The organism is Butyrivibrio sp. AE2032, from assembly GCF_000702965.1.
The window spans coordinates 2797833-2824484 of sequence record NZ_JNLF01000003.1; the positions used below are offsets into that span (position 1 = coordinate 2797833).

The window sequence follows — 26652 nt, forward strand, 5'->3', positions numbered from 1 at the left end:
ATGGTACATTTTGTTGGCGCAGGTCCCGGAGCAAAGGACCTGATAACCCTTAGGGGAAAGAGCCTGATAGAAGAGGCTGATGTGATAATATACGCAGGATCTTTGGTGAATCCTGAGCTTTTGGACTATGCAAAAGAAAACTGTGAGATCCACGACAGCAGCAAGCTGAATCTTGATGAGGTCATAGAACTTATCAAAGCGGCAGAGAATGAGGGTAAAACAACAGTCAGATTACACACCGGTGACCCTTGTCTTTACGGCGCTATCAGGGAACAGATGGATATCCTGGATGATCTTGGGATTTCCTATGACTCGACTCCCGGCGTTAGCTCTTTTTGCGGAGCGGCAGCTGCTCTTAACATGGAATACACTCTGCCGGGCGTAAGTCAGAGCGTCATCATAACCAGGATGGAAGGGAAGACCCCTGTTCCTGCGAAAGAGTCCATCGAGGCTCTTGCATCCCACGGAGCAACCATGGTGTTCTTTTTGTCCAGCTTTGACACAAAGGGACTTTCAGAGAGACTAATTAAGAGCGGAGTATCTCCAAAGACACCCTGTGCCATAGTCTATAAGGCCACCTGGCCCCAGGAAAAGAGCTTTATCTGCACTCTGGAGACGCTTTATGAAACGGCAGTTAAGAACGACATACACAAGACAGCATTGATCATTGTTGGAGAGGCTGTTTCACAAAACGGTTACGATAAGTCAAAGCTCTACGCGCCGGATTTTACCACTGAATTTAGAACAGGAATTGATAAGAATGCCAACTCGAAGCAGTAAAAGAAATTTCATAGTTTTTGCGATCCTGGTCTTGATTCTTATGGCTTCTTTCGTGGCAAATCTCTGTATCGGGAATATACAGATAAGCCCTGGAGAGGTTCTTGAGATTCTGTTTTCAAAGGCAGGAGATGAGAAGATCAGAAGCATCATAATGAATATACGCTTTCCCAGAACAGTGATGGCTCTTGTTTTGGGAGGTGCTCTTGCTGTGGCAGGGTTTCTTTTGCAGACCTACTTTTCAAACCCCATAGCAGGACCTTATATTCTGGGTGTTTCCTCTGGAGCCAGGATGATGGTGGCTTTGCTTCTCATCTTTGTGGCAGGAGGCGTTACGGTGAAGGGGTACATGCTGGTTTTGGCGGCTTTTGCAGGAGCCTTACTGGCAACAATGTTCATTATCCTGCTCTCCAAAAGGGTCAAGAATATGGCGGCTCTTTTGGCTGCAGGAATAATGATAGGCTATATCTGCAGCGCTATTACGGATTTTCTGGTTGCTTTTGCAGATGATTCAGATATCGTGAATCTTCACAGCTGGTCCCAGGGAAGCTTTTCCGGAGCCACCATGGAAGGGGCGATTTACTGCATAGTAATTGTGACTGTCTCTTTTGTGGCCGTGATGCTTATGGCAAAGAGTCTTGATGCCTTCAGGCTTGGGGAGTCCTATGCCAGAAGCGTGGGAGTTAATATTAAGCTTTGCAGAGTGCTGATAATTCTTTTATCCAGCATCTTGTCTGCGTGTGTGACGGCTTACGCAGGGCCTGTTTCCTTTATTGGAATTGCTGTGCCTTTTCTCATGAGAGAGGCCCTTCGTACATCTAAACCCGTGGTGCTGATTCCTGCTTCATTCCTTTCAGGAGCAATATTCTGTCTATTAAGCGACCTGCTGGCAAGGATGATATTTGCGCCGACGGAGCTGAATATTTCGGCAGTCACCTCGTTGTTTGGTGCACCAATAGTAATTTTTATGATAGTAAGGAGGCATAGGAATCATGAGAATTGAGAAATTGTCTGCCGGATATCATAAAAAGATAATAGTTAAGGATGTGAGTCTTGAAGTATCAAAAGGCGAGATCATATCACTCATCGGACCCAACGGTGGAGGTAAGTCCACGCTTCTTAAGTCTATCCTTGGGGAACTTAAGCCCCTGGACGGCGCAGTTTTTATTGGAGAGGAGGACATTAAGAACATCTCGTTAAAAGAGCTGTCGAAGAAAATGTCAATTGTTAACACAGACAGGGTAAAGCCTGAGCATATGAGTGCAATGGATGTGGTTATGTCAGGACGTCTTCCATACAGCGACGGCTTTGGCCTGTTTAGTGATAAGGACAGGGAAGCAGCATTTGAAGCTGCAGCTCTTATGAAGATAGAAGGCTTTTCAGATAAGCCTTTCACGGATCTTAGTGATGGACAGAAGCAGAGAACTCTTATTGCCAGGGCAATATGTCAGGAACCGGAATATCTTGTGATGGATGAACCAACCTCATATCTGGATATCCGTCACAGACTCGAACTTATGGACGTGATAAGAGGACTTTCTGATAAGGGCGTAACTGTGATCATGTCGCTTCATGAGCTGGAGCTTGCACTGATGATATCAGACAGAGTACTGATGATAAATGATAAGGGCGTGGTTTCCTGCAAGGAACCTGGAGAAGTGCTAGAAAGCGGAGTGCTTCAGTCTCTTTATGGAATGGACGACGAGATGTACAAGGCTGTAAAGAGGCAGCTTGAAGCTGGAAGGCAGCGCTCTAAGAGCAGGGAACATGCTGAAAGAAAACACTGCACATACTTTCTCAACAAGGAGTGCGAGTACTACCCTTGTCACAATCTTGGCGAGGAAAAGTTTAGCTGCCTGTTCTGTTACTGTCCTTTATATGACATGGAGGACTGCGGAGGAACTTACGTCATCACTGACAAGGGAACAAAGAACTGCAAGGATTGCACCTTCCCCCATGACAGAGATAACTACGGACTTGTGATAAAGAAGCTAAAAGAAAAGATGTATGGAAAGACTAACGGTAGGGAAATATAACTTAATATGCTTCACGGATGCAGGAAAGAAGCTGATGCTAACTCTGGGAGAGAAACTGAATGACAGGAATGCTTTCGACGCTGAGAATGTTGAAAACCTTTCTGATTTCACTTCAGAAGTGTTCAACGAGGGCAACGTTCTTATCTACATCGGAGCTGTTGCCATTGCAGTCAGGGCCATTGCACCTTTCGTGAAGGACAAGACTACAGATCCGGCGGTTCTTGCTATAGATGAACAGGGGAACTTTGTGGTTCCGGTTTTGTCAGGACACATCGGTGGAGCAAATGAGTATGCAAGGCAGATTGCAGAACTTATCGGTGCAATTCCGGTAGTAACCACGGCAACAGATATCCGAGGCGAATTCGCTGTTGATGTCTTTGCCAGGAAAAACAATCTTGAGATAAACGACATGAAGATGGCAAAGGAGTTTTCCGCGAAGCTTCTTAGAGGCGAAGATGCAGTATTTACAGTTTCTCCAAGGGCTCATTCAGAGGATGGACTGTTCCTGATTCCCAAATGCCTGGTGGTTGGCATGGGCTGCAGGAAGGGGAAGAGCTTTGAAGAGCTGGAAGAATTTCTTTTAAATACTCTTAAAGAGAATTATCTGGATGTACGAGCAATCAAGGCCATGGTGTCAATCGATATAAAGAAGGATGAAGAGGGACTAAAGATGCTGGCTGACAGCTTAAGTGTCCCATTTGTAACCTACAGTGCGGATACCTTGATGGCACAGGAAGGGGATTTTGACAGTTCTGAGCTGGTTTTAGAAAAGACAGGAGCTGATAACGTATGCGAGAGAGCAGTTTCAGCCTACGGAGCAGAAAAGATCCTGGTGCACAAAACAGCCAAAGATGGCATGACTATTGCGATTGGAGTGCAAACATGAATAAGAAATTGTGGGTGGTTGGAATTGGGCCAGGCGGGCTGAACCAAATGACCATTAGGGCAAAAGAGACAATTGAAAGATGCGACGTGATTGCAGGGTATACGGTTTATTGCGGCCTGGTACGACCTTTCTTTCACGATAAGGAATACATTGAGACTCCCATGATGGGTGAGGAGAAAAGAGTTTTTCTTGCTCTGGAGAAAGCTAATGAGGGACATGAGGTTGCTCTGATCTGCAGCGGAGATGCAGGTGTTTATGGCATGTCTGGACTTTCTATTGCAGCAGCTAAAGACTTTCCGGAAGTCGAGGTTGAAGTGATTCCCGGAGTAACGGCGGCACTAAGCGGAGGTGCACTTTTAGGAGCACCACTGATCCACGACTTTTGCCTCATTAGTCTCAGCGATAGACTGACCCCCATGGAGAAGATTGAAAAGAGACTTCGACTGGCTGCAGAAGCTGACATGGTGATAGTCCTATATAACCCTGAGAGCAAGGGTAGAAGCGGATATTTGGCTCATGCTGCAGACGTCCTTTTGGAAACACTCCCAGCTAACAGAGTATGTGGCATTACCAGAAATATAGGAAGAGAGGGTGAGGCAAAAGAAGTTCTGACTCTATCAGAGCTAAAGTGTGCTAGCGCAGATATGTTCTGTACAGTATTTATCGGTAACTCTTCAACTAAGAGATTTGAGGATTATATGGTGACGGGAAGAGGCTATAAAAGTGAAGGATAAAGTGCTTGTATTTGGCGGGACTACTGAGGGAAGACTCCTGTCGGAGAAACTCCGAAAAGCGGGAGTTCCCCACGTGGTCAGTGTTGCAACAGAATATGGACTTCAGATCCTTAAGGACAGCGGCGAGGAGAGCATCGTTAAAGGCCGTAAGGATGCGGTAGAGATAGCCGGACTTATTTCTGAAGAGAAATTCACGGTGGTGGTTGATTCAACGCACCCCTTTGCAACGGCTGTCTCTAAAGAGATAAAAAGCGCCTGCCAGATAACAGGTGCAGAGTATATTAGGCTTGGGCGTGATACGAGTGCTTCTTCCGATTTTTATCCAGGGATAAGCTATGTTGATGACCTGAAAGAGGCTACGGAGCTTCTAAAAAAGGAAGCTGGGAATATATTACTCCTTACCGGAAGCAGGGATCTTCAGCAGATTACATCGGCTCTTTCTGACATATCAAGAGTTTACGTAAGAGTTCTTCCGGATCTGGAAAGTCTTAAGAAATGTGAAACTGCAGGGCTTAAAGGTAGACAAATCATAGCCATGCAGGGGCCATTTTCATGCCAGATGAATGAGGCGCTAATAAGAGAGATAAATGCGTCAATTATCCTTACCAAGGAAAGCGGTAAAACCGGAGGCTTTGATGAAAAGCTTGAGGCAGCAAGAAACTGTGGCATCAAAACCATCGTACTTCGGAATCCTGAAAGAGTTGCTGATGACAGCTCATACTTTACGCTTGCTGAAGTACTTGAGCGCTTGACAGGGGATGCCCGGCTTAATATTACTTTGGCTGGAATAGGTCCAGGAAATCCGGGGTGCTTCACACGGGAATTAGAACAGGCTCTTAAGAGCGCTGACGTGATCTTTGGGGCTTCTTCTGTTCTGGATAGCCTAGGAGCTGGCGATGGATTTTATTCTGCACCTGGCGGAGTAAAAGTACCTGCAATTTCTTTATACAAAGGAGAAGATATTCTAAGTTATCTTACTGCCCACAAAGACTTAATTCATCCTGTAGTTCTTTTCTCAGGAGATATAAGTCTTAGCAGTGGCTCTAAGAAAGCTGCGAAAGTGTTTGAGGAGGCTGGTTATCAAGTCAGTCTTATTCCCGGAATATCTTCGGTATCTCTTTTTGCAAAGGCTCTTGGACTTGGACTTGAAGATGTAAAAATTGTCAGCGCCCATGGCAGAAGCTGCAACGTGAGAGGATATGCAGCTCGTCACGAGAATCTTTTTATCCTGCCATCAAACTGCAAACACGCAGAAGGGTTGTGCAGCATGCTTCAAGATGTGGCAGACAGGATAGTTATAGGATATGAACTTGGAAATCCAGAGGAACGGCTTTTTAATTATGACAGCTCATTGGGAGAGCTTCTTGGGCGTTGCCTAATTTATGCCCACAATGCAGCTGCATCCCAATTTGCTCCAGCTGCAGGACTTAGAGACGAAGAGATTCTTCGTGGAAATGTCCCCATGACCAAGGAGGAAATAAGGGCTCTTTCCATGAGGAAGCTGGCGCTGACCAAGGATGCAGTTTTCTACGACGTTGGTGCAGGTACAGGCTCTGTTTCTCTTGAGGCAGCAATCCTTTCTCCTGAGATACAGGTATATTCCATAGAAAAGAAGCCTGAAGCTGTTGAACTTCTTGCCAAGAACAAGGAGCATTTTGGCGTGGATAATATGGAGATAGTAAGTGGAAATGCGCCAGATGCATTAAAAGAACTTCCGGCACCAAGTCACGTGTTCATTGGCGGGAGCGGAGGGAATCTGAAGGAAATCCTTCTTGCGATTTTTGAAAAGAATGAAGAGGCGAAAATTGTCATAAATGCTATAACTGCTGAGACCTTTAAAGAAACCATGGACTTTGTTGAGGAACGCAAGGACCTGACAAGCGACGTTATCCAGGTCTTTGTCAGCAGATACAAGGAAGTGGGCAGCTATCACATGGCTGATGCCATAAATCCTGTATATATCATCACCCTTATGAAAGGCGAAAAAAGTGAGTGATCCCAATACTTACAGACGAATAATGATATGTGCTCCCGGAAGCGGAAGTGGGAAGACTCTAATTACCTGTGCTCTTATCAGGATACTGATGAAAAAAGGTTATGATCCGGCTTCTTTTAAGTGTGGCCCGGATTACATTGACCCAATGTTTCATAAGACTGTTCTTGGGATTCCGTCTAGAAATTTGGATTTGTTTCTTGCAGGCAGAGAGGGTGTATTGCGTTCTTTTGCTAAAGGAATGAATGGCAGGAACTTTGGAGTGTTGGAAGGAGTTATGGGATTCTTTGATGGGATGAGCGCTGGTTCAACGGAAGGCTCTTCTTATGAGGTCAGCTGTGTGACTGATACTCCAGCCATCCTGGTGGTAAACACAAAAGGCATGAGCAATTCCGTTATTCCGTTGGTGAAAGGCTTTTGCGAGTACGGAGAGCAGAGGCAGATTAAGGGAATAATCCTTAACAACATTCCGCCTTCAATTGCCGGTGAAATTTCCAAAAAGATTCTTGAAGAGACAGGTGTACCGGTTATCGGAACTCTTCCTGTGATGAAGGATGCCGGTCTCCAAAGCAGACACCTTGGGCTTGTTCTTCCGGGGGAGATTGAAGACCTTCTTGAGATAATCGATAAGGTTGCTGATGAACTTGAAAAGACTCTGGACTTTGACAAATTGCTAGAGATAGCAGAGAGTGCGTCGAATCTCGGGAATGTGGTAGAAGAAAAGTCAGCAGAGAATGTTAGAGATTTATGCGCTTCCGAAGGAACTGAAACGTCAGATTGTAGCAATGTGGAGACGCGCCAGGCAAATCCGGAAGGAGCTGCATCGAATGTCCGGATCGGAGTTGCCCTGGATGAAGCCTTTTGCTTTTACTATCAGGATAATCTGGAATTATTAGAGGAACTGGGAGCGCAGCTACAGTTCTTTTCCCCAATTCATGATGAGAAGATTCCGGATGTGGACAGGCTCATCTTTGGCGGAGGTTATCCGGAACTATATGCAAAAGAACTGTCACAGAATCGGACGATGTTACAAAGCATAAAGAATGCAGCAAATGATGGAATGCCTGTCCTGGCGGAGTGTGGTGGATTTCTTTTCCTGATGGAAAGAATTGTGACGCCGGAAGGAAATGAGTATGAGATGGCGGGAGTCCTTAAGGGGAAATCACATATGAGGGATAAGATGTCTCATTTTGGATATGTGAAGGTCACAAAGAATAAGGATAACAGATACATCAAGGATGATGAGGTTATAAAGGGACATGAGTTCCATTACTACGAGGCTACTGATGAGGGCGATGTCTGCAACATGACCAAGCCTTCAGGGAAACGGAGTTGGATGGGGTACCAGACCAAAGGGGATGTTTTTGGTGGCTTTGCACATCTTTATTATCCATCCTGCGTTTCTTTTATAAAGAGGTTTATTGATGCTTGATAAGGACAGTTTGTTTCAACTAAAGATAGAAAAGCCTGATGAAAAGATCTTTCTAAGGATCAAGGAAAACTGGGATAAGGTATCCAAGCCCATAGACGGCCTGGGAGATTTTGAAGAGCTTATTTGCAGGATCGGTGCTGTTCAGGGAAAAGAGATTCCTGCGATGAGTAGCAGAGCAGCTTTAATATTCTGCGCTGACAATGGCATTGTTGAAGAGGGTGTTTCTCAGAGCAGTCAGGATATAACTCTGGCTGTGGCAAAGGCTTTGGGGAAAGGCATCAGCAGCGCCTGCCATCTGGCAAGGTTTGCCAAAGTTAACGTTATTCCTGTGGACATTGGGATAGACAGCGATGAGGTTGTAGAAGGTGTCAGAAATCTTAAAGTTTCAAAGGGCACCAGGAACTTTCTAAAGGAACCTGCCATGACTATGGAGGAGACTCTTCTTGCTATGGAACAGGGAATGGATATGGTAAAAGAACTACATGAGTCTGGAACAGATATCATATCAACCGGTGAGATGGGAATTGGAAACACCACTACTTCAGCTGCCTGTCTTGCAGCTCTTTTACAGGTGGATAGTGAAAAGGTTACAGGCCGTGGAGCCGGACTTGATGACGAGGGTTTTGCCAGGAAGAAAAATGTAGTTTGTTCGGCACTTGATAAATATGGATTTGATAGCCCTGATAAAGCGTTTTCGGATGAGAAAAACAGAACTTTTGAAATTTTAAAAACTTTGGGCGGGCTGGATATCGCAGCTTTAGTGGGAACCTTTATCGGTGGAGCCCTTTACCATGTTCCTATTATTATTGATGGACTAATTAGTGCAACAGCTGCTTTGATGGCAGAGAAGCTTATACCCGGTACCAAGGATTATATGATTGCTTCCCACAGCGGAAGAGAGGAAGGAACAATGCTGGCCCTTGATAGTCTTCATCTGAGACCATACATTGCCGGAAACATGGCTCTTGGTGAAGGAACTGGAGCCCTTATGCTTTTTCCTCTTCTTGATATGGTCATGGATTACTATGAGGGTGGAGCAAAGTTCAGTGATTATGAAATTGATGAGTACGAGAGGTTTGAGTAAATGACTGTTCTGATAATAGGAACTCCCGACAGTGGGAAATCGGAAAAAGCTGAAGCCCTAGCCATGGAGCTGGCTGCAGGTTCGCCAATAATGGATGGCGCTTCGATTCAAAAGAAGTACTACATAGCCACCATGATCCCTTATGGTGAAGATGGTGCCAAGAGAGTGGAGAAGCATCGAAAACTTCGAGAGGGCAAGGGGTTCTTAACCATAGAAAAGCCCACTAAGGTACATGAACTGATAGATGAGATCTCGGATCTTCAAGACAGCACCTGTCTACTTGAATGCATGTCGAATCTTATTGGTAATGAGATGCATTCTACAATGCGCTCCGCCACCGAAATCACTAATTCTGTTATGATGCTGGCTGAGGCAACTTCCAATTTGGTGATTGTTACAAATAAATTCCCTTTGGAGGATGATTCCTACGATGAAGATACCCAGAAGTATGTTAAACTTGTGAGCCTTGTGAACGAAGAGCTTTCCTCAAAAGTCGACAAAGTATATGAACGTTCTGAAGGCTCTGGAGATTGGATAGAAATGGATTTTAATAGACACAAGATAGGAGAAGATAAACTTCGTGAGTATAATTAAGAGCATCATAATTTCATTATCCTTATATTCCAAGATTCCCATGCCTCGGACCCAGTGGGATGAGGATAGCTTTGAGCATGCCATCAGCTTTCTTCCTCTGACAGGCCTAATTATTGGCGCAGTGTCATATGCCTTTACAAGGCTTGCTATGAACTATCAGCTTCCGGTGCCCTTCGTAACCCTTATATTGACGGCAATTCCTTTGATCATAACAGGTGGCTTTCATGTAGACGGGTTCATGGACGTTCAGGACGCGATTCACTCATATCAGTCAAAGGAAAAGAAGCTTGAGATCATGAAGGATCCACATATCGGAGCATTTGCTGTCATCAGCGCTGGAATAGCTCTTTTGATATGGACAGGCTTTTTATATCTGGTATTAGCCAGGAGCTTTGAAACTCAGGATTTAACAATTCCTACGGCTTACTGCCTTTCTTTTGTTCTTGTCAGGGCACTTTGTGGGATTACCTGCATCTCTTTTCCTAAGGCCAAAGAAGACGGGATGCTGAACAAGGAGACAAAAAGCAGCCAAAAGGGAGATGTTATGTTCCTTGCGCTGGAGGCATTTCTTGCCTTGGGAGCCATGATGCTTATAAGCCGCTTTGTCGGGATAGTATCAGGTGTGGTATTAGTTCTTTTCACCTTCTGGTACAGAGAAGCCTGCAAAAGAAATTTCGGTGGAGTTACAGGCGATACAGCAGGATTTTTCGTGGTAACTGGAGAAACTCTGATGGTGATATCACTAGCTATCATGTGCTACGTTTTGTGAAAACGACGAGTAACAAAATAGAAAGGAATCTACATGCGTTATCATATGATGGCCTTCCTTATGGGAGTTATATTGGATTTTATTGTTGGGGATCCAATGAACTTTCCTCATCCCATAAGACTAATAGGAAGGCTCATAGGCTTTTTTGATAAACAGTTTTTGGGGAATATATCTGAAAACAGGAATCCCGAAATTGCAGAGACTAAGACCAAGGCCAACGAAAAGGCAAAGGGCTTTGTTATGGTAATTCTGGTGGTGCTTATTACAGGTCTTACTGTGACTGCAATATTGGCACTGGCTTACAAAATCAGTCCATTCGTAGGTGCGATTGTGGAAGCAATTCTTACTTGCTATTGTCTTGCTGCAAAAAGCCTTAAGGTTGAGAGCATGAAAGTCTATAAGGCACTAAAAGAAGGTACACTGGAGGATGCAAGGAAGGCAGTATCCATGATAGTTGGAAGAGATACGGAAAGTCTTGATGAAAAGGGAGTTATTCGGGCGGCAGTTGAGACTGTTGCAGAAAACACTTCAGATGGAGTAATTGCACCTCTGATCTATACCTTTGTGGGGGGACCGATCCTTGGGCTGGTTTATAAGTCCATAAATACCATGGATTCCATGGTTGGTTATCACAATGACAGATATGAGAACTTCGGCTTTGCTGCAGCTAAGCTTGATGATATTGTGAACTTCCTACCAGCAAGGATAAGTGCTTTGTTTATGATAGGAGCAGCTTTCATTGCTGGAAAGGAGTATTCTGGAAAGGATGCCCTGAGAATTTTCAAAAGGGATAGATATAATCATAAGAGTCCTAACTCAGCTCAGACTGAGAGCGCCTGCGCTGGAGCTTTGGGCTTACGCTTGGCGGGAGATGCTTACTACTTTGGGAAGTTGGTACATAAGCCTTACATCGGAGACCCTGTACGCACAGAAGAACCAGAGGACATCCCAAGAAGCTGCAAACTCATGTACATGACCAGCATTTTAACTACGATTTTTCTTCTCGTAATAGGAGTGATACTTTGATACATGGTGGCGAGATTTACGACAAAAGAATAGAGCTGGATTTTTCAGTGAATCTGAATCCATACCCATGTCCAGAGGAAGTCATTTGCGCTATAAGGGAGGCAGTTTCTCATATAAGTGAGTACCCGGACATAAACCAGACTGTATTCAGAGAGAAGGTGGCTAAGGCAGAGAATAAGCTGGCTATGGCTGAGAGCAAGCTATCTGGTGCAGAAAATGCGCGTGCAGCCATAGATTATTTAACTTCTGAAAATGTCATTGGTGGAAACGGCGCTTCAGAACTGATTATGGCTATCATCAGACTGATTAACCCTAAGAAGGTTTTATTACCTGTTCCATGCTTTTACGGATACTTTTATGGAATCAGAGCTTGTGGCGATGTGGAGATAGAGCAGTTCCAGCTCAGTGAAGAAAAGGATTATTTCTTGGACGAAGAATTTCTAGATTGCATCGATGAAAGCATAGACCTTATAATCCTTGGCAATCCCAACAATCCTACAGGACGACTGATTCAGAACGATTTACTTGAGAAAATCATCAGACGATGCCAGGAAACTTCAACGGCTCTGTTGATCGACGAATGCTTTCTACACCTTTCTTCAGGGACAATCAGCGCAGCTAAATACTTGAATCTTTGCGACAACCTCTTCATCGTGAACGCCTACACAAAGCTCTTTTACATTCCCGGAGTAAGAGTAGGCTACGCTATTTCTTCGCCTGCAAATATTATGGCTCTTAAAGCTCTTTTACCTGAATGGAACATGTCAGTGTTTGCAATGGCTGCAGGAGAGGCCTGTGCAGACATTGTTGCCACAACTGACTTTGTAGAGCGCTCCAGAGCATTTATCGCAAGCCAAAGAATAACGATGGAAAGCGACCTTGCCTCCGCTGGCCTAAAGGTCTTTTCCTCAGATACAAATTTCATCCTTGTTAAGAGCCCCAAAAGGCTGTATGATTTCTTCTTGGAAAAGGGAATTCTTATTAGGGACTGCGGTAACTTTGAGGGCCTGGGAACAGGCTACTACAGGTTCGCCGTAAGGGACGAAAAGTCCTACGAAAGGATGAAACAATGCTTTTGTTTTTTGACATAGATGGAACAATCTGGGATTACAGGAATTTTATTCCTGACAGCACCAGGAAAGCCATTAAGCTGGCTCAGGAAAAGGGCCATAAGTGCTTCATAAACACCGGGCGCTCCAGAGCTTTTGTGTATAATAAGGATCTTCTGGGAATTGGCTTTGACGGGATTGTTTCTTCTTGTGGATGCATGATCGAATACAAGGGAGAGACACTTTTTAACAGGCTCATCAGCAGGGATGAGTGCATCAGAACAGTGGAGACTACAAAGCGCCACGGCTTTAGGAATATCCTTGAAGGTCCGGAGTACCTTTATATGGACAGGCATGATTTCGAGGGCGATATGTACGGTGAAAAGGTCATGAGAGAAATGGGAGAGAAGCTCCTGCCTATCACCGAGACCTGGGGCAATTGGGTCATTAACAAGCTTTCCTGCGAGTGCGGAACTCCCACCAGGGACCAGTGCTTTGAGGAACTGTCGGACCTTTACGACTACATGCTCCACAGTGAGAATATAGTTGAGATGGTGCCAAAGGGGTTTAACAAGGGCAGCGGAATCCTGGAGGTTTGCGAACTTCTTCACGAGGATGTTTCAAACACCATGGCCTTCGGCGACAGCATCAACGACAAGGAAATGCTGGAAACCGCTGCAATTTCGGTGGCTATGGGGAATGGCACCGACGTGGTAAAAGAGCTGTCGGATCACGTTACAACTTCTCTATTGGAGGATGGCATCTGGAACGCTATGAAGGAGTATGACCTTATCTGAAAAGAAACCTTTAACAAATTGGGTTCTTTACTTGAAATGGCAGATGGTTCAAGTTTATAATCTGTGTTATAATCTACAAAGTAATTATTCGCATGTGGGGAGATCAAAATGGCATCCAAGACAGATACCGAAGTCATCATCGGTGGCAAAGTTTTTACACTTAGTGGTTATGAGAGTGAGGAGTACCTTCAGAAGGTGGCTTCTTATATCAACAACAAGATCGCTGAATATAACAAGATAGATGGCTTTAAGAGACAGCCTATCGATACTCAGAACGTTCTTCTTCAGCTGAATATCGCTGACGACTACTTTAAGTCCAAGAAGCAGATAGAGCTCATGGAGGAGCAGCTTTCCGAGAAGGAGAAGGAACTGTACGATCTTAAGCATGAGCTTATCGCAACCCAGATCAAGCTTGAGAACACTGAGAAGAATGGCAAGAGCCTTCAGACCAAGCTGGACGAGTCCTCCAAGAAGATAATACAGCTTGAGACTCAGGTTAAGGGTGGCAAAAAGTAATTGTGAATTCAAGGGCTGTCTGAGCAAGACGGCCTTTCTTTTATTGGTAGGACTATGAAGAAGGTAGAGCTTTTATCACCGGCAGGTGGTTATGAAACAATGGTGGGGGCATTCAATGCAGGTGCCGACGCTGTATATCTTGGGGGATCTAAATTTGGCGCAAGAGCCTATGCTGATAACTTCGACAGGGATCAGGTTCTTGACGCTATTTCTTATGCACATCTCCATGGGAAAAGAATATATATGACCGTGAACACCCTTGTTAAAGAGGGTGAGTTTGGTCAGCTCTACGACTTTATGTTGCCCTATGCAGAGAAGAATCTGGATGGTGTCATTGTTCAGGACTACGGCGTAATGCGTCTTATAGGAAAAGAGTTCCCGGCTATTGAACTTCACGCCAGCACCCAGCAGACAGTTACCGGCGTTTACGGGGCTAAGCTCTTAAAAGATCTGGGGTGCTGCAGAGTAGTTCCTGCCAGGGAGTTGTCCCTTCAGGAAATGAGCACCATCAGGAAAGAGGCGGGAGTAGAGGTTGAGGCCTTTATTCACGGAGCTATGTGCTACTGTTATTCCGGAATATGTCTTTTCAGCAGCATCGTAGGTGGCAGGAGCGGAAACCGCGGAAGGTGCGCTCAGCCCTGCAGATTGCCCTACAGGATGGCTGAGAGGGATAAGGAGCAGTACCCGCTGAGCCTGAAGGATATGAGCACTATTGGGATTATTCCTGAGCTGATCGAGGCTGGAATTGATTCCTTCAAGATAGAGGGAAGGATGAAGAAGCCTGAGTATTCTGCAGGTGTAACGGCCCTTTATCGCAAATATATTGACAGATATTATGCCAATCCCAAGGGTGATTTTGAGGTGGCAAAAGAGGATATGGAGACCTTGAAGTCTCTCTACCAGAGGACCGGTATAAGTGAGGGTTACTATCACAGACACAATGATAAGTCCATGGTGACTGTATCTTCGCCTGCTTATAATGCTACTTCTGAGGAAATACTTGCGGATGTTCATAAGAAGTACCTGACTTCTGAGCTTAAGCTTAAGTGTGACCTGTACTGTGAACTGAAGGTTGGAACGCCTGCAAGGCTTACCATGACTGCCTATAAGGGTGATGAAGTTTTCTATGCTGAGGAGTACGGAAACACAGTTCAGGCTGCATCAAAGCGCCCCATGGAAGAGGCTGATATTAGAAAGCAGCTTGCCAAGCTTGGTGGAACACCTTTTGAAGCAGAAAATATCGATATAACTATTGATGACAACGGCGCAGGGACGGGAATCTTCATGGCTGTCAGTGAGCTTAATGAACTTCGAAGAAGCCTTGTTGCTGAAGTGCTTTTGCAGATTGAGGAGAGAGCTTCGGACTTTTCAGGGGCAGCTGAGGTCAGTGATGAGGCTGATGATGTTGGACTTGGCGGCGAATATTCTGAAGGTAGAAATCCTGTAGCGCATTTCGCGGATTACGACCTGTACAGTTCGCCAATACAGGCTGGAAAAGGGCTTCATATTCTAGTTAACACAAAGGAACAGCTGGATGCAGTGTTTACTGAGCTGCAGAATGCTGGTTCAGTAATTGATATAGGTAATAATAGGAATGGTTCTGTTATTCAAAGAATCTATTTGGAGAGCAATCTCTTTCTTTCTGCTGGAATATCTATCTCTTCAGAGATATGCGCATCTGGAGATGCCAATATAGGTAAGGAATTTGCAGTATTTGTCGCACTTCCATACGTGACCCGTGAAGAAGAGTGGGATGGCACGAGAGAGATTGATCGTGTTTTAGAGAAAATGAGCCGGATCAGCGAGGCGAACACTAGTGAATTCACGTTCGAAGGCCTCCTTGTCCGCAACCTTGAGCAGCTTGGATACCTTCGTGAAATCGGCTACAACGGCAAAGTTGTTCTGGACTACAGCATGTATGTCTGGAACCGTGAAGCAGGTCTGGAACTTCTCGACAGCAACACAGTTCATGCGACAGCGCAATCCAGCAATGCCAGCCAGGCTGGAGATGGCAATGGCTTTATGATCAGTGAATTTACGGTTCCATATGAGCTTAGTTTTGCTGAAATGAAGGACATAACAAAATCTCTGAAGAATACAGTGGACATTCCTATAAACTACAACATTTACGGCCACCTACCCATGATGATAAGCGCGGGCTGTATCAAAAAGACCACAGACAAATGCTCAGGAAAGCTCCATGAGCTCCACAGTGAGCAGCTGACTATTATAGACAGGATGAACAACACTCTTCCTGTGACCTGCAACTGCAGAAGCTGCTACAACGTGATCTGGAACGCACATCCTACTTCATTACATAAGAGGCTGGATAAAGTTCTTTTAACTGAAACCATTAATAACCTGAGGTTAGACTTTACCGTGGAGTCCGGGAAGAGGACAGGGGAAGTCCTTCAGTACTACATAGATAGATTGAACGGCGCGCAGCCGGAAGACATTTTTAAGAAAGAAGCTTTTACTGCGGGACATTTTGCCCGCGGCGTTGAGTAACACAAGATGGAATTATATGTAACCGAGATATCAAAATATGTGATAGCTCTTTTCATGCTGCTGTACACTGTGGAGGCTTTCATGACCTTCAGGTTCAAGACAGAAAAGAAGAGAAAGGGCATCTACATCAGACAGATAATCTGCATGTTCGCAGTGCAGATTTCATGCTTCATCCAGATAATCGCCAGGACCGGAAAGCCGGTTTATCTGTTCTTTTTCGCATTTCAGATAATCATTTTTGCATCGGTCCTGATGCTGTTTTACGTGATCTACCCGGATGGCAACAGGCTTATCATCAACAATGCCTGTATGCTCCTGGTTATCAGTATGATCATTCTCACAAGGCTGTCCTATGACAAGGCAGTTAAGCAGTTCTTCATTGTGACTGCATCCTTTATCATTGGATTTTTCGTGCCGGAGATCATCTTCAGATTTGAAATCCTCAAGAAATTTACCTGGATCTATGCTGCGATTGGCGTTGTTGCCATCGGAGCAGTGCTTTTGTATGGTGCAGCCACAAATGGCTCCAAGATCTCTTTTACCTTGGCAGGCATAACCTTCCAGCCCTCAGAGGCGGTCAAGATATTGTTCCTGTTTTTCATGGCAGGGGCTCTCACTGAGGCAAAAGAGCTATGGCAGCTACTTCTGGCATCCCTTGTGGCGGCAGGTCACGTCATAATCCTGGTTCTTTCAAAGGACCTTGGAAGTGCGCTGATCTTTTTCGTTATCTATCTGGCACTTATCTATATTTCTACGGAAAACATCGGCTATCTCATTGCAGGCCTTGCCTTTGCTGCAATAGCCAGCATGATCGCCTACAAGCTCTTTTCCCATATTCAGGTGAGAGTTAAGGCATGGCTTGACCCCTTTACGGATATTGATAAGTCGGGATATCAGCTATCTCAGTCACTATTTGGTATCAGCTCAGGTGGATGGTTTGGTCTGGGACTTTACGGCGGATCACCTACATCCATTCCTTATGTTGAGCAGGACTTCATTTTCTCGGCCATAGCAGAGGAGATGGGGGTGATTTTTGCTGTGCTTATGTCACTTATCTGTGTCAGCACCTTCCTGATGATCATGCATGAGGGATACTTTATCAGGGATAAATACTACAGGCTTCTGGTGTGCGGAGTGGGTATCGCATACATTTTCCAGACCTTCCTTACAATCGGTGGAGGCTCCAAGTTCATTCCGCTTACCGGTGTCACACTGCCTCTGGTGAGTTATGGCGGAACTTCGGTGCTGGTTACTATTGTCATGATGATGATAGTGGAAGGAATATGCATGGTTAGGACCGAAGAGAGGATGGAAGCTCTGGAGCGCCGAAAGAAGAAAATGCAGCAAAAGGCTCAGACAGCGAATACAGTGCAGTACAGCGATTATGACAGAGCCAAGAGAAGATAGATATGGAAGATAGAAAACCAAAGAAACCTAAGAAAAAGATACGCTCATATCCGATTATTGTTCTGTCCTGTTTTTATGGGACCATTTTCCTTGCAATGCTGATCTACATCAGCTATTACTCCTACGCAAACAGACAGGTTCTTATGGATAACAGCTACAATACCAGACAGCAGATCCTTCTGAAACAGAACTCAAGGGGAAAGATCCTTTCAAGGGATGGGGATGTGCTGGCTTATTCGGAAGTTGACGATACAGGGAAAGAGACCAGAGTTTACCCCTATGGAAAAGAGTTTGCTCATGTGGTAGGGTATTCCACTAATGGAAAAGCGGGGATTGAGTCCCTTGCCAACTATTACCTTATCAACACCAGTATTGATCTGTCAGATAAGGTGGCTCTTGATACAAAGGGTGAGAAGTATCCGGGAGATAACTGCATTACCACTTTGGATGTGAATCTTCAGGAAGTGGCTTACAATGCGCTTTCTGCCAGAAAGGGTGCAATTGTTGTAACTAATCCGAAGACCGGTGAAATACTGGCAATGGTGTCAAAGCCTGATTTTGAGCCATCAACCATTAAGGCGGAGTGGGAGAGTCTTCTGGCGGACAAATCTCCTGATGCAAAGCTTCTTAACAGAGCAACTCAGGGATTATACCCTCCGGGATCCACCTTTAAGATCATTACCTCACTGGCATATATCAAGGAACATCCTAAGGATTACAACAATTACAGGTTCACCTGTTCAGGAAGGATCACCATAGACGGCGAGACAATTTCCTGTTTCCATGGCGAGACCCATGGCTCAGAGGATTTTGTAAAGTCCTTTGCCGAGTCCTGTAATTCATCCTATGCCAATATTGGAGTATCCATTAACAGGAAAGTTTTTGCAGACACCCTGGATCAGCTTCTTTTTGGAAAAGAGCTGCCGATAGATCTTTTGTATTCAAAGAGTTCTGCCTCTATTGATGCTGACACCAGCACTGAGAATGTTATGCAGCTCTCCATCGGACAGGGGGCCACCAGCATGACTCCCATGCACCTTAACATGATCACCTGTGCCATCGCCAATAAGGGAATGCTTAAAAAACCGTATCTTATCAGCGAGATAAAGAGTGAGGATGGAAAGACAGTAAAGAGCTATTCTCCAGAGGATTACAAGAGGCTTATGACTGCTGAACAGGCAGGAATCCTCGCGGAGATGATGGAAGAGGTTGTAAAGACCGGAACAGCCAGTAAGTTAAAGGGACTTTCCTATACAGCAGCTGGTAAGACAGGATCTGCGGAGTTCACTGATTCCACCTCAGATTCTCACGCCTGGTTCACAGGCTTTGCTCCTGCAGAAGATCCTGAGATATGCGTAACCATCATTGTTGAGAACGCAGGAAGTGGCGGAAGCTTCGCTGTTCCAATTGCAAAGAGAATATTCGATTCCTACTTTGGAGTTGAGTGATTGTTTGAAAAGTCACATTTTTGTCGGTTGATTTGCGTTGATTTACCGACAAAAATGTGATTTAATTTATGTAAGAGAGGGATTTTTATGAAAAAGTATATTACTCCTGAACATATAACTGCTGAAGAAATAAGGCTTATAAGAGATATAACCGGGATGACCCAGAAAGAGTTTGCGGAGTTTCTGGGGGTTTCAAAGCGCACTGTGGAGAGATGGGAGAGCTCGGATGATGTGATAACAGGTCCAATCACAGTTTTGGCTGAGCTTCTCATTAAGAATAATGACCTTGTGCAAAAACTCGAGGTTCCAGAAAAGAAATACCGGCTTAGACTGTATTATATGTACCACGATTTTGTCTGTTCCATTTTGGATGTTGATGAAATGGAGAGAAAAGTTGAGGTACATAATTACATTACAAATCCTATTTATAGGGCTCTGGGAGTTAACACAGAACCAACTTTTGAAGAGTATGAGGAATTTTTGAAGTCGCGATGCTTTCCTGAGACAAGGGACATGTTAAAGCTTGAACTAAAGAAACTGGATCTTCCATTTTATGATCCCATAATGATAATTGAGAAGACCAATGGACGCATGGCGGACGACGATTTCTGGATAAAGATTGAGAGATAGAGCATGATAGAACTTTTTGAAAAAGATATTAAAACTTCAGACAGAAAATCATCTAAAGGAAATCAGCTCAAATTCGAAAGAGATGATATTTGGTATAAAGCGGACAATACCGGATACGAGGGATTGTCTGAGTGTGTTTCATCAGCTCTTTTGCATGGATCATCTCTTGATAAAGAAGAGTATACGGATTATGACTATGAAGTTATCCAATATAATGGAGTTCAGTACAGAGGCTGTAAAAGCAGGGATTTCACTAATGGATGGAAACTTATTACCCTCGAGCGTCTGTTTATGCAGACTTATGGCAATTCACTTAATAGGATGATCTTTACGACTGAAGATCATGTTGAGAGACTTAAGATTCTGGTTGAACAGACAGCGAGGATCACCGGGCTTGATGACTTTGGGATGTATATGAATAAGCTCCTTACAATAGATGCGCTTTTCCTTAATGAAGACCGTCATACACATAATATTGCTGTTCTTATGAATGACAAAAAGCAGTTTCGTCTTTGCCCTGTTTTTGATAATGGAGCTGCGTTTTTATCTGATACCAAGATGGATTATCCGCTGGGAAGAGATGTCTATGAACTGATGGATTGCGCAAAGCCCAAGACTTTTGGAGATTCCTTTGAAGAACAGCTTGAGATTTCTGAGAAGTTGTATGGGAGAAATATTTCTTTTGACTTCACGAGGCAGGATGTGGAAAAAGCAGTAAATTCAGCTGCTGATTATAGTGAAGAAGAGCGGGAACGTGTAAAGGAAATTGTGCTTCAGATGCGAAGGAAGTATGAGTATCTTTTTGATGGCTCAATATGATAATATAGTTATGATTATTTTTAATTTGGGAGATTCAATTACAGTATGAAAAGGAAAGGCTTTTGCCGTTTTTATAAGGAACTGTATTGGGGAGATTCCGTGAAAAAGCATTCCCTAGTGAAGTGGAGGCTTTATCATGGAAGGGGGCAGTTCACGATCTACTGTATCCAGAAGGCCTTCGGTGAAGGAGACCAGCTGGATATCATCCACTGTGCATTCCTCAAACAGCCATATTACCAGGAAAATCCGGCCTACATCTATGGAATCGCCGGAAGCTACTCAGAAGCTCTTGATCTCATCGTCAAGATCACGGAAGAGGCCCTTGCTGCCGGTTACGAAGGGGAGCTTTTGAAGTACCTGGATTCGAAAGCTACTGGTTGATAATTTAGCCCGTTGCCACCCGGACAGTAGTATGTACACCGCTGCCCAGAGCTGGAGAATCGCAGCTTGTGCACATAGCTACTGCCCGGATGTCAACTCATGAAAATATATAAGTGCTATGGAGTTTTTTGAATGTTACTAACAGTTTTGTCTGTGCTCAAAATAATAGGAATTGTTCTGCTGATAATTCTGGCAGTGATATTAGCGTTGGTGCTATTGGTTCTGTTTGTACCGATCTTTTACAGGGTTGATGCCACGGTGCCAGAAACGGAGTATGAGAACGGCTTTGATCCGGAGACAGTTACAGCATCTTCGTCGTTTTCCTGGCTGTGGTTCGTGATACGGGGAGGAATTGAGTATCCCAAGAATAAAGAATTTACCTTGAGAGTTTGCGGAATCAAGATTCTTCCGAAGAAGAATAAGCCCGAAAAAGCGGAAGAGGAAAAGCCAGAGGATCAGGTTAAAGATGACTCAGATGGCAAAAAGCCAGAAGGAAAGACCTCGGATGGCACGGAAGGCAAGGCAGATTCAGCAGGAAAAACTGATGATCAGACTTCTGTGACGGAATCTGAGGGTACAAGTACAGAGACGGAGACAGAGCCAGCAAGTGTTGATCAGGGCGGCTCGGGAACTGAAAATACCGCCGACAGCTCTTTTAACCAATCATCATCAAATGATTTCTGGGAAGAAGATGATGATTCCGAGGATGAACCTAAATCAATTTTGGATGTCATTTGGAAAATCATAGATTTTGTTGACAATTTTCTGAAAACACCACTAAATGTGTTTGAAAAAATACAATGTACAATATCTAGGGTTTGTGATAAGATAAGTATGATTAAAGCAACTCTTGAAAATGACATTTTTAAGAGGGCATTTGAGCTGGTAAAGCGTAAGCTTATATGGGTTCTTAAGCAGATTCTTCCACGCAAATGCGATATAAAAGTGTTATTTGGAAGTGGAGATCCTGCTCTTACTGCAGAGCTTATGGGGGCATACGGAGCACTATATCCGCTGCTTTACAAGAAAGTGGTGTACACACCAGACTTTGAACGCAAGGTAGTGAAGGGGGATGTACATCTCAAAGGGCATCTGTCCTTGTATGTCGCGGTTTATGTTACGGTAGTATGCTTGTTAAATAAAGATGTTAAGAAGACAATAAGACGATTCAAGAAGATCGTTAATTCATAATTTGGAGGGGTGTCATGGCAGAGAATAATTTTGGCGGTGTAGTAAGTTCTTTACTTAGCGGAATGAACGCAGTTATGAGTTCTAAGACAGTAGTTGGCGAGGCTACCAAGATCGGAGATACAATTATTCTTCCTCTGGTTGATGTGTCTTTTGGGGTTGGGGCAGGCTCAACTTCTGCCGATAAAAAAGATGGAGGGTGCGGTGGTTTTGGTGCTAAGATGTCACCAAGCGCTGTGCTTGTAATTAAAAATGGTTCAACAAAGCTTGTAAACATCAAGAATCAGGACGCTGTTACCAAGGTCCTTGATCTGGTTCCCGACATCATGAACCGATTCTCCAGTAACAAAGAAGATATCATGGATGATGATGCAGCAGTAGACATTGCTTTTCCTGAGGAAAAAGAGGAGAAGTAAGTATTAAAGAGTCCTTTTCAAGGATTCTTTCCATCAGGTGGGGGCCCTTATGGAAGAGAAAAGAAATATCGAAGAAATTTTACTGAATGGAACTGAGGATGAGCTTGCACAGCTTAGACTTTGGCTTTTCAAAGAGAGCGTTAGACTGGAGAACCAGGAGAGTGCTCTTTGCGAGAGGTATGAGCGCCTGGAAAGAGACGAAATGTCTTTTAAAGAGAAGATGGATGCAGCCGAGAAAAAGCTTGAGACTGCTACCAGGAAGCTCAACAATGAGAAGGCATTATTTGAGCAGAGACTTCGTATCCTTAATAATGGATTTGACCAGCTTAACGCTGATAAGAAAAAGCTGGAGAGTGAGTTTATAAGACTTGAGAGGGAGAAGGCTTACCAGAGGCAGGATGAGTATGATGCTCTTGACCTTCTGTTCAGAGGAGTTAATTCACCTCTTACTCTTAAGAAACGTTACAAGGATCTTATGAAGATGTTCCATCCGGACAATATTAGTGGAGATTCCTACATGGTCCAGCTGATCAATGAGGAATACAGCGTTTTGTGCAGTCACTATGACATGGGCATGAAGGCATAAATTTTGGTTTTGACATAGCATAATTATTATGGTATTGTATTCAAGTCATCGTCGTATCTGGGCGGTGACTTGTGTATGTTTAGATGGGGTCTGAACATCTGGCGTTTCTGCCGGAATTTTTCATTTTCATTTTTAACGAAAAAATAATTGACACAGTCGAACATCTGTTTTATATTTATATTATCACAACGAACGGATGTTCTGAGAAGGAGAATTGTATGGAAAGAGAAGATAAACAGAAAGCATTAGAAGCAGCACTTGGTCAGATTGAGAAGCAGTTTGGTAAGGGCGCTGTGATGAAGCTTGGAGATTCATCCGACACGATGAACATTGAGACAATACCAACAGGCTCTCTTAGCCTTGATATTGCCCTTGGCCTTGGTGGAATTCCCAAGGGAAGGATCGTTGAGATCTATGGACCTGAGTCCAGTGGTAAGACAACTGTTACACTTCACATGATTGCTGAAGTTCAGAAGAGAGGCGGAATTGCAGGATTTATTGATGCGGAGCATGCCCTTGATCCTGTATATGCCAAGAATATCGGTGTAGATGTTGATAACCTCTATATTTCACAGCCTGATTCAGGTGAGCAGGCTCTTGAGATCACAGAGACCATGGTTCGTTCCGGAGCCATTGATATCGTAGTTGTTGACTCAGTAGCAGCCCTTGTTCCAAAGGCTGAGATTGACGGAGATATGGGCGATTCACACGTTGGTCTTCAGGCTAGACTTATGTCTCAGGCGCTTCGTAAGCTCACAGCTGTTATCAGCAAGTCAAATTGTACAGTAGTATTCATCAACCAGCTTCGTGAGAAAGTTGGTGTTATGTTTGGTAATCCTGAGACCACAACCGGTGGACGTGCTCTTAAGTTCTATTCATCTGTACGTATGGATGTTCGCCGTATTGAGGCTATCAAGCAGAATGGTGAGAACATCGGTAACAGAACAAGAGTGAAGGTGGTTAAGAACAAGATTGCTCCTCCTTTCAAGGAGGCAGAGTTCGATATCATGTTTGGTAAGGGTATCTCCATGACCGGTGATGTTCTTGATCTTGCAGCCGGAGCTGATATTGTCAACAAGTCCGGCGCATGGTACCAGTACAACGGTGAGAAAATCGGTCAGGGCCGTGAGAATGCTAAGTTATTCCTCGAGAATAATCCTCAGGTTCTTGCAGAACTTGACGCAAAGGTACGTGCTCACTTTGGTTTACCGGTACAGGACAATGTAGCAGCTTCTGCCGATGAGGACGATGCTGACAAGGCTCCTGCCAAGAAGAGTAAGGCAGCTAAGGCAGAGTAATTCTTGCTACTTATTATGATTAAATCATTCCCCTGGTGGTCGTAGGCTGCCAGGGGATACTTTTATGAGGTATAAGAGATGGTGGTTACTGATGTTGTTGAACTTGATAAAAAGAGATGCAAAGTATATTTGGATGGGGAATTTGCCTTTGTTATCTATAAGGGCGAACTTAAGGAGTTTGGAATAAAGGCAGGACAGAAAATCAGTGAGGCTTCCTATCAGGAGATAGTTGGTATGGTTTTGCCTAAACGGGCTAAACTTCGGGCAATGAACCTTCTTCAGAAGAAGGATTATACAGAGAAACAGCTTAGAGATAAGCTCTTGGAAGGCTTGTATCCTAAAGATATAGTGGATGAGGCTATAGAATATGTTAAATCCTACAGGTATCTTGACGATGAGCGCTACGTCAGAGATTACATTACTTATCAGATGTCTATTAGATCAAAAGCCAGGATCATACAGGATCTTAATGGCAAGGGTATTTCAAAGGATATTCTTATGCCAATTATTGAAGAGCTTTATGCTGAAGATGAGGGCGAGTCTGAACTGGAACAGATCAAAAAGCTATTAGTAAAAAAACACTTTGATCATTTAAGCACTGATGTTAAGGAAAAGCAGAAGATTATAGCTTTTTTGATGCGTAAAGGTTATAATCTTTCAAGCATTAAAAGGGCTATGGAGGAAGAAATATGACTATATATGCATCTTTTATGCATAATACACTAAATTTATTTAGCTTGAACGTATAAGATTTGTGCCCTTTTTTAATTGATAAATTGTGTGCAATTCTGTTAAAGTATCTTAGGTGTTTTATTATAGGCGCAACTTGTGCCTTCTTATTATAATTATTGAAGTGTGGGGATTAAAATGAACCGGTCAAATTTTGGAGCATCATTCGATATAATCCATGTCTTAATCGATGTTTTAGTGTTATTTTTTTCTTTTTTTATAGCCTATTCCGTTTTTGACAACGATTTTTCAACCATGGAAGAGTGGATTGCATTTGTGACCATATATCTGGTTTGCATTTTAATATTCCTCCTTGGTAATAGAACTCAGTATATCTATAACAATACGATTTTCTTTTACAGAGACAGAATAATTAAAAGGGAAACTTTATCCTTTATTCTGGCGCTGGTCTGTGGCGGATTTTTATATCATTTTTCTGCTGATCTTCCCATAGAGGGGGATTTTGTCTGGTGGCTTATCGGCATTTCTTATGTGATGCTTGTTTTGGAAATAGTATTTTTCAAGAATATCATTGACAGATTCATCGGAAGGAAGCATATTCCAAGAGTTCTCTATGTGGGTAGCAAGGATTCCTACAATAAGTTCAGATATTTCTTTAGTAAGACAGCCCTTATTGTAAATGAGATAGGATACATCAGTTTTGATGAGGATGACGATTCTCTGGAATACATAGGATGTCTCAAAAATCTTGAGACCATAATCAGAAAGTATAATATCGATCAGGTCTATATCCTTCAGAAGAGGGAATTTGATGTTGTTCAGCTTCAAAGCTATGTGGACAAATGCATCGAGATGGGGGTTACCTGTCGTATTATTATCGATGTATTCAGACGTAGGAAGTCTTTTTCATACATTAGTAGTATTGGAACATATCCTGTATATACATTCCATACTGTTTCAATGAACATGTGGGCAAGCTTTATAAAGAGATTATTCGACATAATCTTTTCTTTTGTGGCTATTGTATTAACATCACCAATTATGCTTATTACAGCTATTGCAATCAAGCTTGATTCCAAGGGACCTGTTATTTTTAAGCAGGTAAGAGTTGGAAAGAATGGAAGACATTTCAAGATCTGGAAATTCCGCAGTATGTATAAGAATGCTGAGGAGATGAAGGATGAGCTTGCCGATCTTAATGAAGTTGAAGATGGCATGATGTTTAAGATAAAGGATGATCCAAGAGTAACAAGAGTAGGAAAGTTTATCAGAAAGACAAGTATTGATGAGCTTCCACAGTTTTTTAACGTTCTGTTCGGGTCAATGGCAGTGGTTGGAACAAGACCACCAACAATTGACGAAGTTAAGAAGTATACAAATAAGCAGTGGAGAAGGATCAGTATCAAGCCCGGTATTACAGGAATGTGGCAGGTATATGGCAGAAGCTCCATCACAGACTTTAACAAGGTAGTAGAGCTTGATACAGAGTATATTGATGAATGGAGTCTCTGGCTCGATGCCAAGATACTCTTTAAAACAGTTGCAGAGGTACTGAAACGTAAAAACTCATACTAATTTGGGGATTTGA

At 43.6% G+C, this 26652-nt stretch carries 26 protein-coding genes; all 26 read left to right on the top strand.

The features are described from left to right. Entirely contained in the window at positions 1 to 780 is a 780-nt protein-coding gene (gene cobM, locus BO18_RS13995; protein WP_034446908.1) for a precorrin-4 C(11)-methyltransferase, read from the top strand. Then, positions 761 to 1780, top strand: coding sequence for a FecCD family ABC transporter permease (locus BO18_RS14000; protein ID WP_034446909.1), 1020 nt, complete (start codon positions 761 to 763; stop codon positions 1778 to 1780). The genes cobM and BO18_RS14000 overlap by 20 nt, the downstream gene beginning before the upstream one ends. Continuing rightward, on the top strand, positions 1770 to 2813 hold the full coding sequence (locus BO18_RS32805) for an ATP-binding cassette domain-containing protein (RefSeq protein WP_051688731.1): 1044 nt from the start codon (positions 1770 to 1772) through the stop codon (positions 2811 to 2813). Before BO18_RS14000 ends, BO18_RS32805 begins: the two co-directional genes overlap by 11 nt. Beyond that, positions 2785 to 3699, top strand: a complete 915-nt coding sequence (locus BO18_RS14010) for a cobalt-precorrin 5A hydrolase (protein ID WP_051688732.1) — start codon at positions 2785 to 2787, stop codon at positions 3697 to 3699. The genes BO18_RS32805 and BO18_RS14010 overlap by 29 nt, the downstream gene beginning before the upstream one ends. Beyond that, entirely contained in the window at positions 3696 to 4433 is a 738-nt protein-coding gene (gene cobJ, locus BO18_RS14015) for a precorrin-3B C(17)-methyltransferase (protein ID WP_034446910.1), read from the top strand. The genes BO18_RS14010 and cobJ overlap by 4 nt, the downstream gene beginning before the upstream one ends. Next, on the top strand, positions 4423 to 6429 hold the full coding sequence (cobK, locus tag BO18_RS14020; RefSeq protein WP_034446911.1) for a precorrin-6A reductase: 2007 nt from the start codon (positions 4423 to 4425) through the stop codon (positions 6427 to 6429). The genes cobJ and cobK overlap by 11 nt, the downstream gene beginning before the upstream one ends. Then, a complete protein-coding gene (locus tag BO18_RS14025) occupies positions 6422 to 7858 on the top strand; it encodes a cobyrinate a,c-diamide synthase (protein WP_185752434.1) in 1437 nt (478 codons plus the stop codon). Before cobK ends, BO18_RS14025 begins: the two co-directional genes overlap by 8 nt. After that, positions 7851 to 8942 carry a nicotinate-nucleotide--dimethylbenzimidazole phosphoribosyltransferase gene (locus tag BO18_RS14030; protein ID WP_034446913.1) on the top strand — a complete coding sequence of 364 codons (1092 nt, stop codon included), beginning with the start codon at positions 7851 to 7853 and terminating at the stop codon, positions 8940 to 8942. The genes BO18_RS14025 and BO18_RS14030 overlap by 8 nt, the downstream gene beginning before the upstream one ends. After that, on the top strand, positions 8943 to 9536 hold the full coding sequence (locus tag BO18_RS14035) for a bifunctional adenosylcobinamide kinase/adenosylcobinamide-phosphate guanylyltransferase (RefSeq protein WP_051688733.1): 594 nt from the start codon (positions 8943 to 8945) through the stop codon (positions 9534 to 9536). It abuts the gene before it with no gap. Then, entirely contained in the window at positions 9523 to 10305 is a 783-nt protein-coding gene (locus BO18_RS14040) for an adenosylcobinamide-GDP ribazoletransferase (protein WP_034446914.1), read from the top strand. Before BO18_RS14035 ends, BO18_RS14040 begins: the two co-directional genes overlap by 14 nt. A 33-nt stretch (positions 10306 to 10338) precedes the next feature. Then, entirely contained in the window at positions 10339 to 11331 is a 993-nt protein-coding gene (gene cbiB / locus BO18_RS14045) for an adenosylcobinamide-phosphate synthase CbiB (protein WP_034446915.1), read from the top strand. Further along, on the top strand, positions 11328 to 12422 hold the full coding sequence (locus BO18_RS14050) for a pyridoxal phosphate-dependent aminotransferase (RefSeq protein WP_034446916.1): 1095 nt from the start codon (positions 11328 to 11330) through the stop codon (positions 12420 to 12422). Before cbiB ends, BO18_RS14050 begins: the two co-directional genes overlap by 4 nt. Then, positions 12401 to 13177, top strand: a complete 777-nt coding sequence (locus BO18_RS14055) for a Cof-type HAD-IIB family hydrolase (protein ID WP_034446917.1) — start codon at positions 12401 to 12403, stop codon at positions 13175 to 13177. Before BO18_RS14050 ends, BO18_RS14055 begins: the two co-directional genes overlap by 22 nt. A gap of 108 nt (positions 13178 to 13285) precedes the next feature. Next, positions 13286 to 13693, top strand: coding sequence for a cell division protein ZapA (locus BO18_RS14060; RefSeq protein ID WP_034446918.1), 408 nt, complete (start codon positions 13286 to 13288; stop codon positions 13691 to 13693). 54 nt (positions 13694 to 13747) lie between these two features. Beyond that, complete coding sequence (locus BO18_RS14065; RefSeq protein ID WP_034446919.1) at positions 13748 to 16201, top strand: peptidase U32 family protein; 2454 nt, start codon at positions 13748 to 13750, stop codon at positions 16199 to 16201. A gap of 6 nt (positions 16202 to 16207) precedes the next feature. After that, the gene (locus BO18_RS14070; RefSeq protein ID WP_051688734.1) at positions 16208 to 17608 is read left to right on the top strand and encodes an FtsW/RodA/SpoVE family cell cycle protein; all 1401 of its coding nucleotides are present in this window, start codon (positions 16208 to 16210) and stop codon (positions 17606 to 17608) included. A 2-nt stretch (positions 17609 to 17610) separates the two neighbouring features. Continuing rightward, the gene (locus tag BO18_RS14075) at positions 17611 to 19056 is read left to right on the top strand and encodes a peptidoglycan D,D-transpeptidase FtsI family protein (protein ID WP_034446920.1); all 1446 of its coding nucleotides are present in this window, start codon (positions 17611 to 17613) and stop codon (positions 19054 to 19056) included. Positions 19057 to 19143: 87 nt separating this feature from the next. After that, positions 19144 to 19686, top strand: a complete 543-nt coding sequence (locus BO18_RS14080; RefSeq protein ID WP_034446921.1) for a helix-turn-helix domain-containing protein — start codon at positions 19144 to 19146, stop codon at positions 19684 to 19686. Positions 19687 to 19689: 3 nt separating this feature from the next. After that, a complete protein-coding gene (locus tag BO18_RS14085) occupies positions 19690 to 20505 on the top strand; it encodes a hypothetical protein (RefSeq protein ID WP_034446922.1) in 816 nt (271 codons plus the stop codon). Between the two features lie 45 nt (positions 20506 to 20550). Beyond that, positions 20551 to 20886: a hypothetical protein gene (locus BO18_RS14090; protein WP_034446923.1), complete on the top strand. Its 336-nt coding sequence runs from the start codon at positions 20551 to 20553 to the stop codon at positions 20884 to 20886. Positions 20887 to 21018: 132 nt separating this feature from the next. After that, the gene (locus tag BO18_RS14095) at positions 21019 to 22077 is read left to right on the top strand and encodes a DUF2953 domain-containing protein (protein WP_034446924.1); all 1059 of its coding nucleotides are present in this window, start codon (positions 21019 to 21021) and stop codon (positions 22075 to 22077) included. 14 nt (positions 22078 to 22091) lie between these two features. Further along, on the top strand, positions 22092 to 22490 hold the full coding sequence (locus BO18_RS14100; RefSeq protein WP_034446925.1) for a GerW family sporulation protein: 399 nt from the start codon (positions 22092 to 22094) through the stop codon (positions 22488 to 22490). Between the two features lie 49 nt (positions 22491 to 22539). Then, entirely contained in the window at positions 22540 to 23076 is a 537-nt protein-coding gene (locus tag BO18_RS32810; protein ID WP_051688735.1) for a J domain-containing protein, read from the top strand. Between the two features lie 218 nt (positions 23077 to 23294). Further along, positions 23295 to 24374 carry a recombinase RecA gene (gene recA / locus BO18_RS14110; protein WP_034446926.1) on the top strand — a complete coding sequence of 360 codons (1080 nt, stop codon included), beginning with the start codon at positions 23295 to 23297 and terminating at the stop codon, positions 24372 to 24374. A gap of 78 nt (positions 24375 to 24452) precedes the next feature. Beyond that, complete coding sequence (locus BO18_RS14115) at positions 24453 to 25067, top strand: regulatory protein RecX (RefSeq protein WP_034446927.1); 615 nt, start codon at positions 24453 to 24455, stop codon at positions 25065 to 25067. Positions 25068 to 25241: 174 nt separating this feature from the next. Continuing rightward, positions 25242 to 26639 carry a sugar transferase gene (locus BO18_RS14120; RefSeq protein ID WP_034446928.1) on the top strand — a complete coding sequence of 466 codons (1398 nt, stop codon included), beginning with the start codon at positions 25242 to 25244 and terminating at the stop codon, positions 26637 to 26639. Positions 26640 to 26652 lie beyond the last annotated feature (13 nt).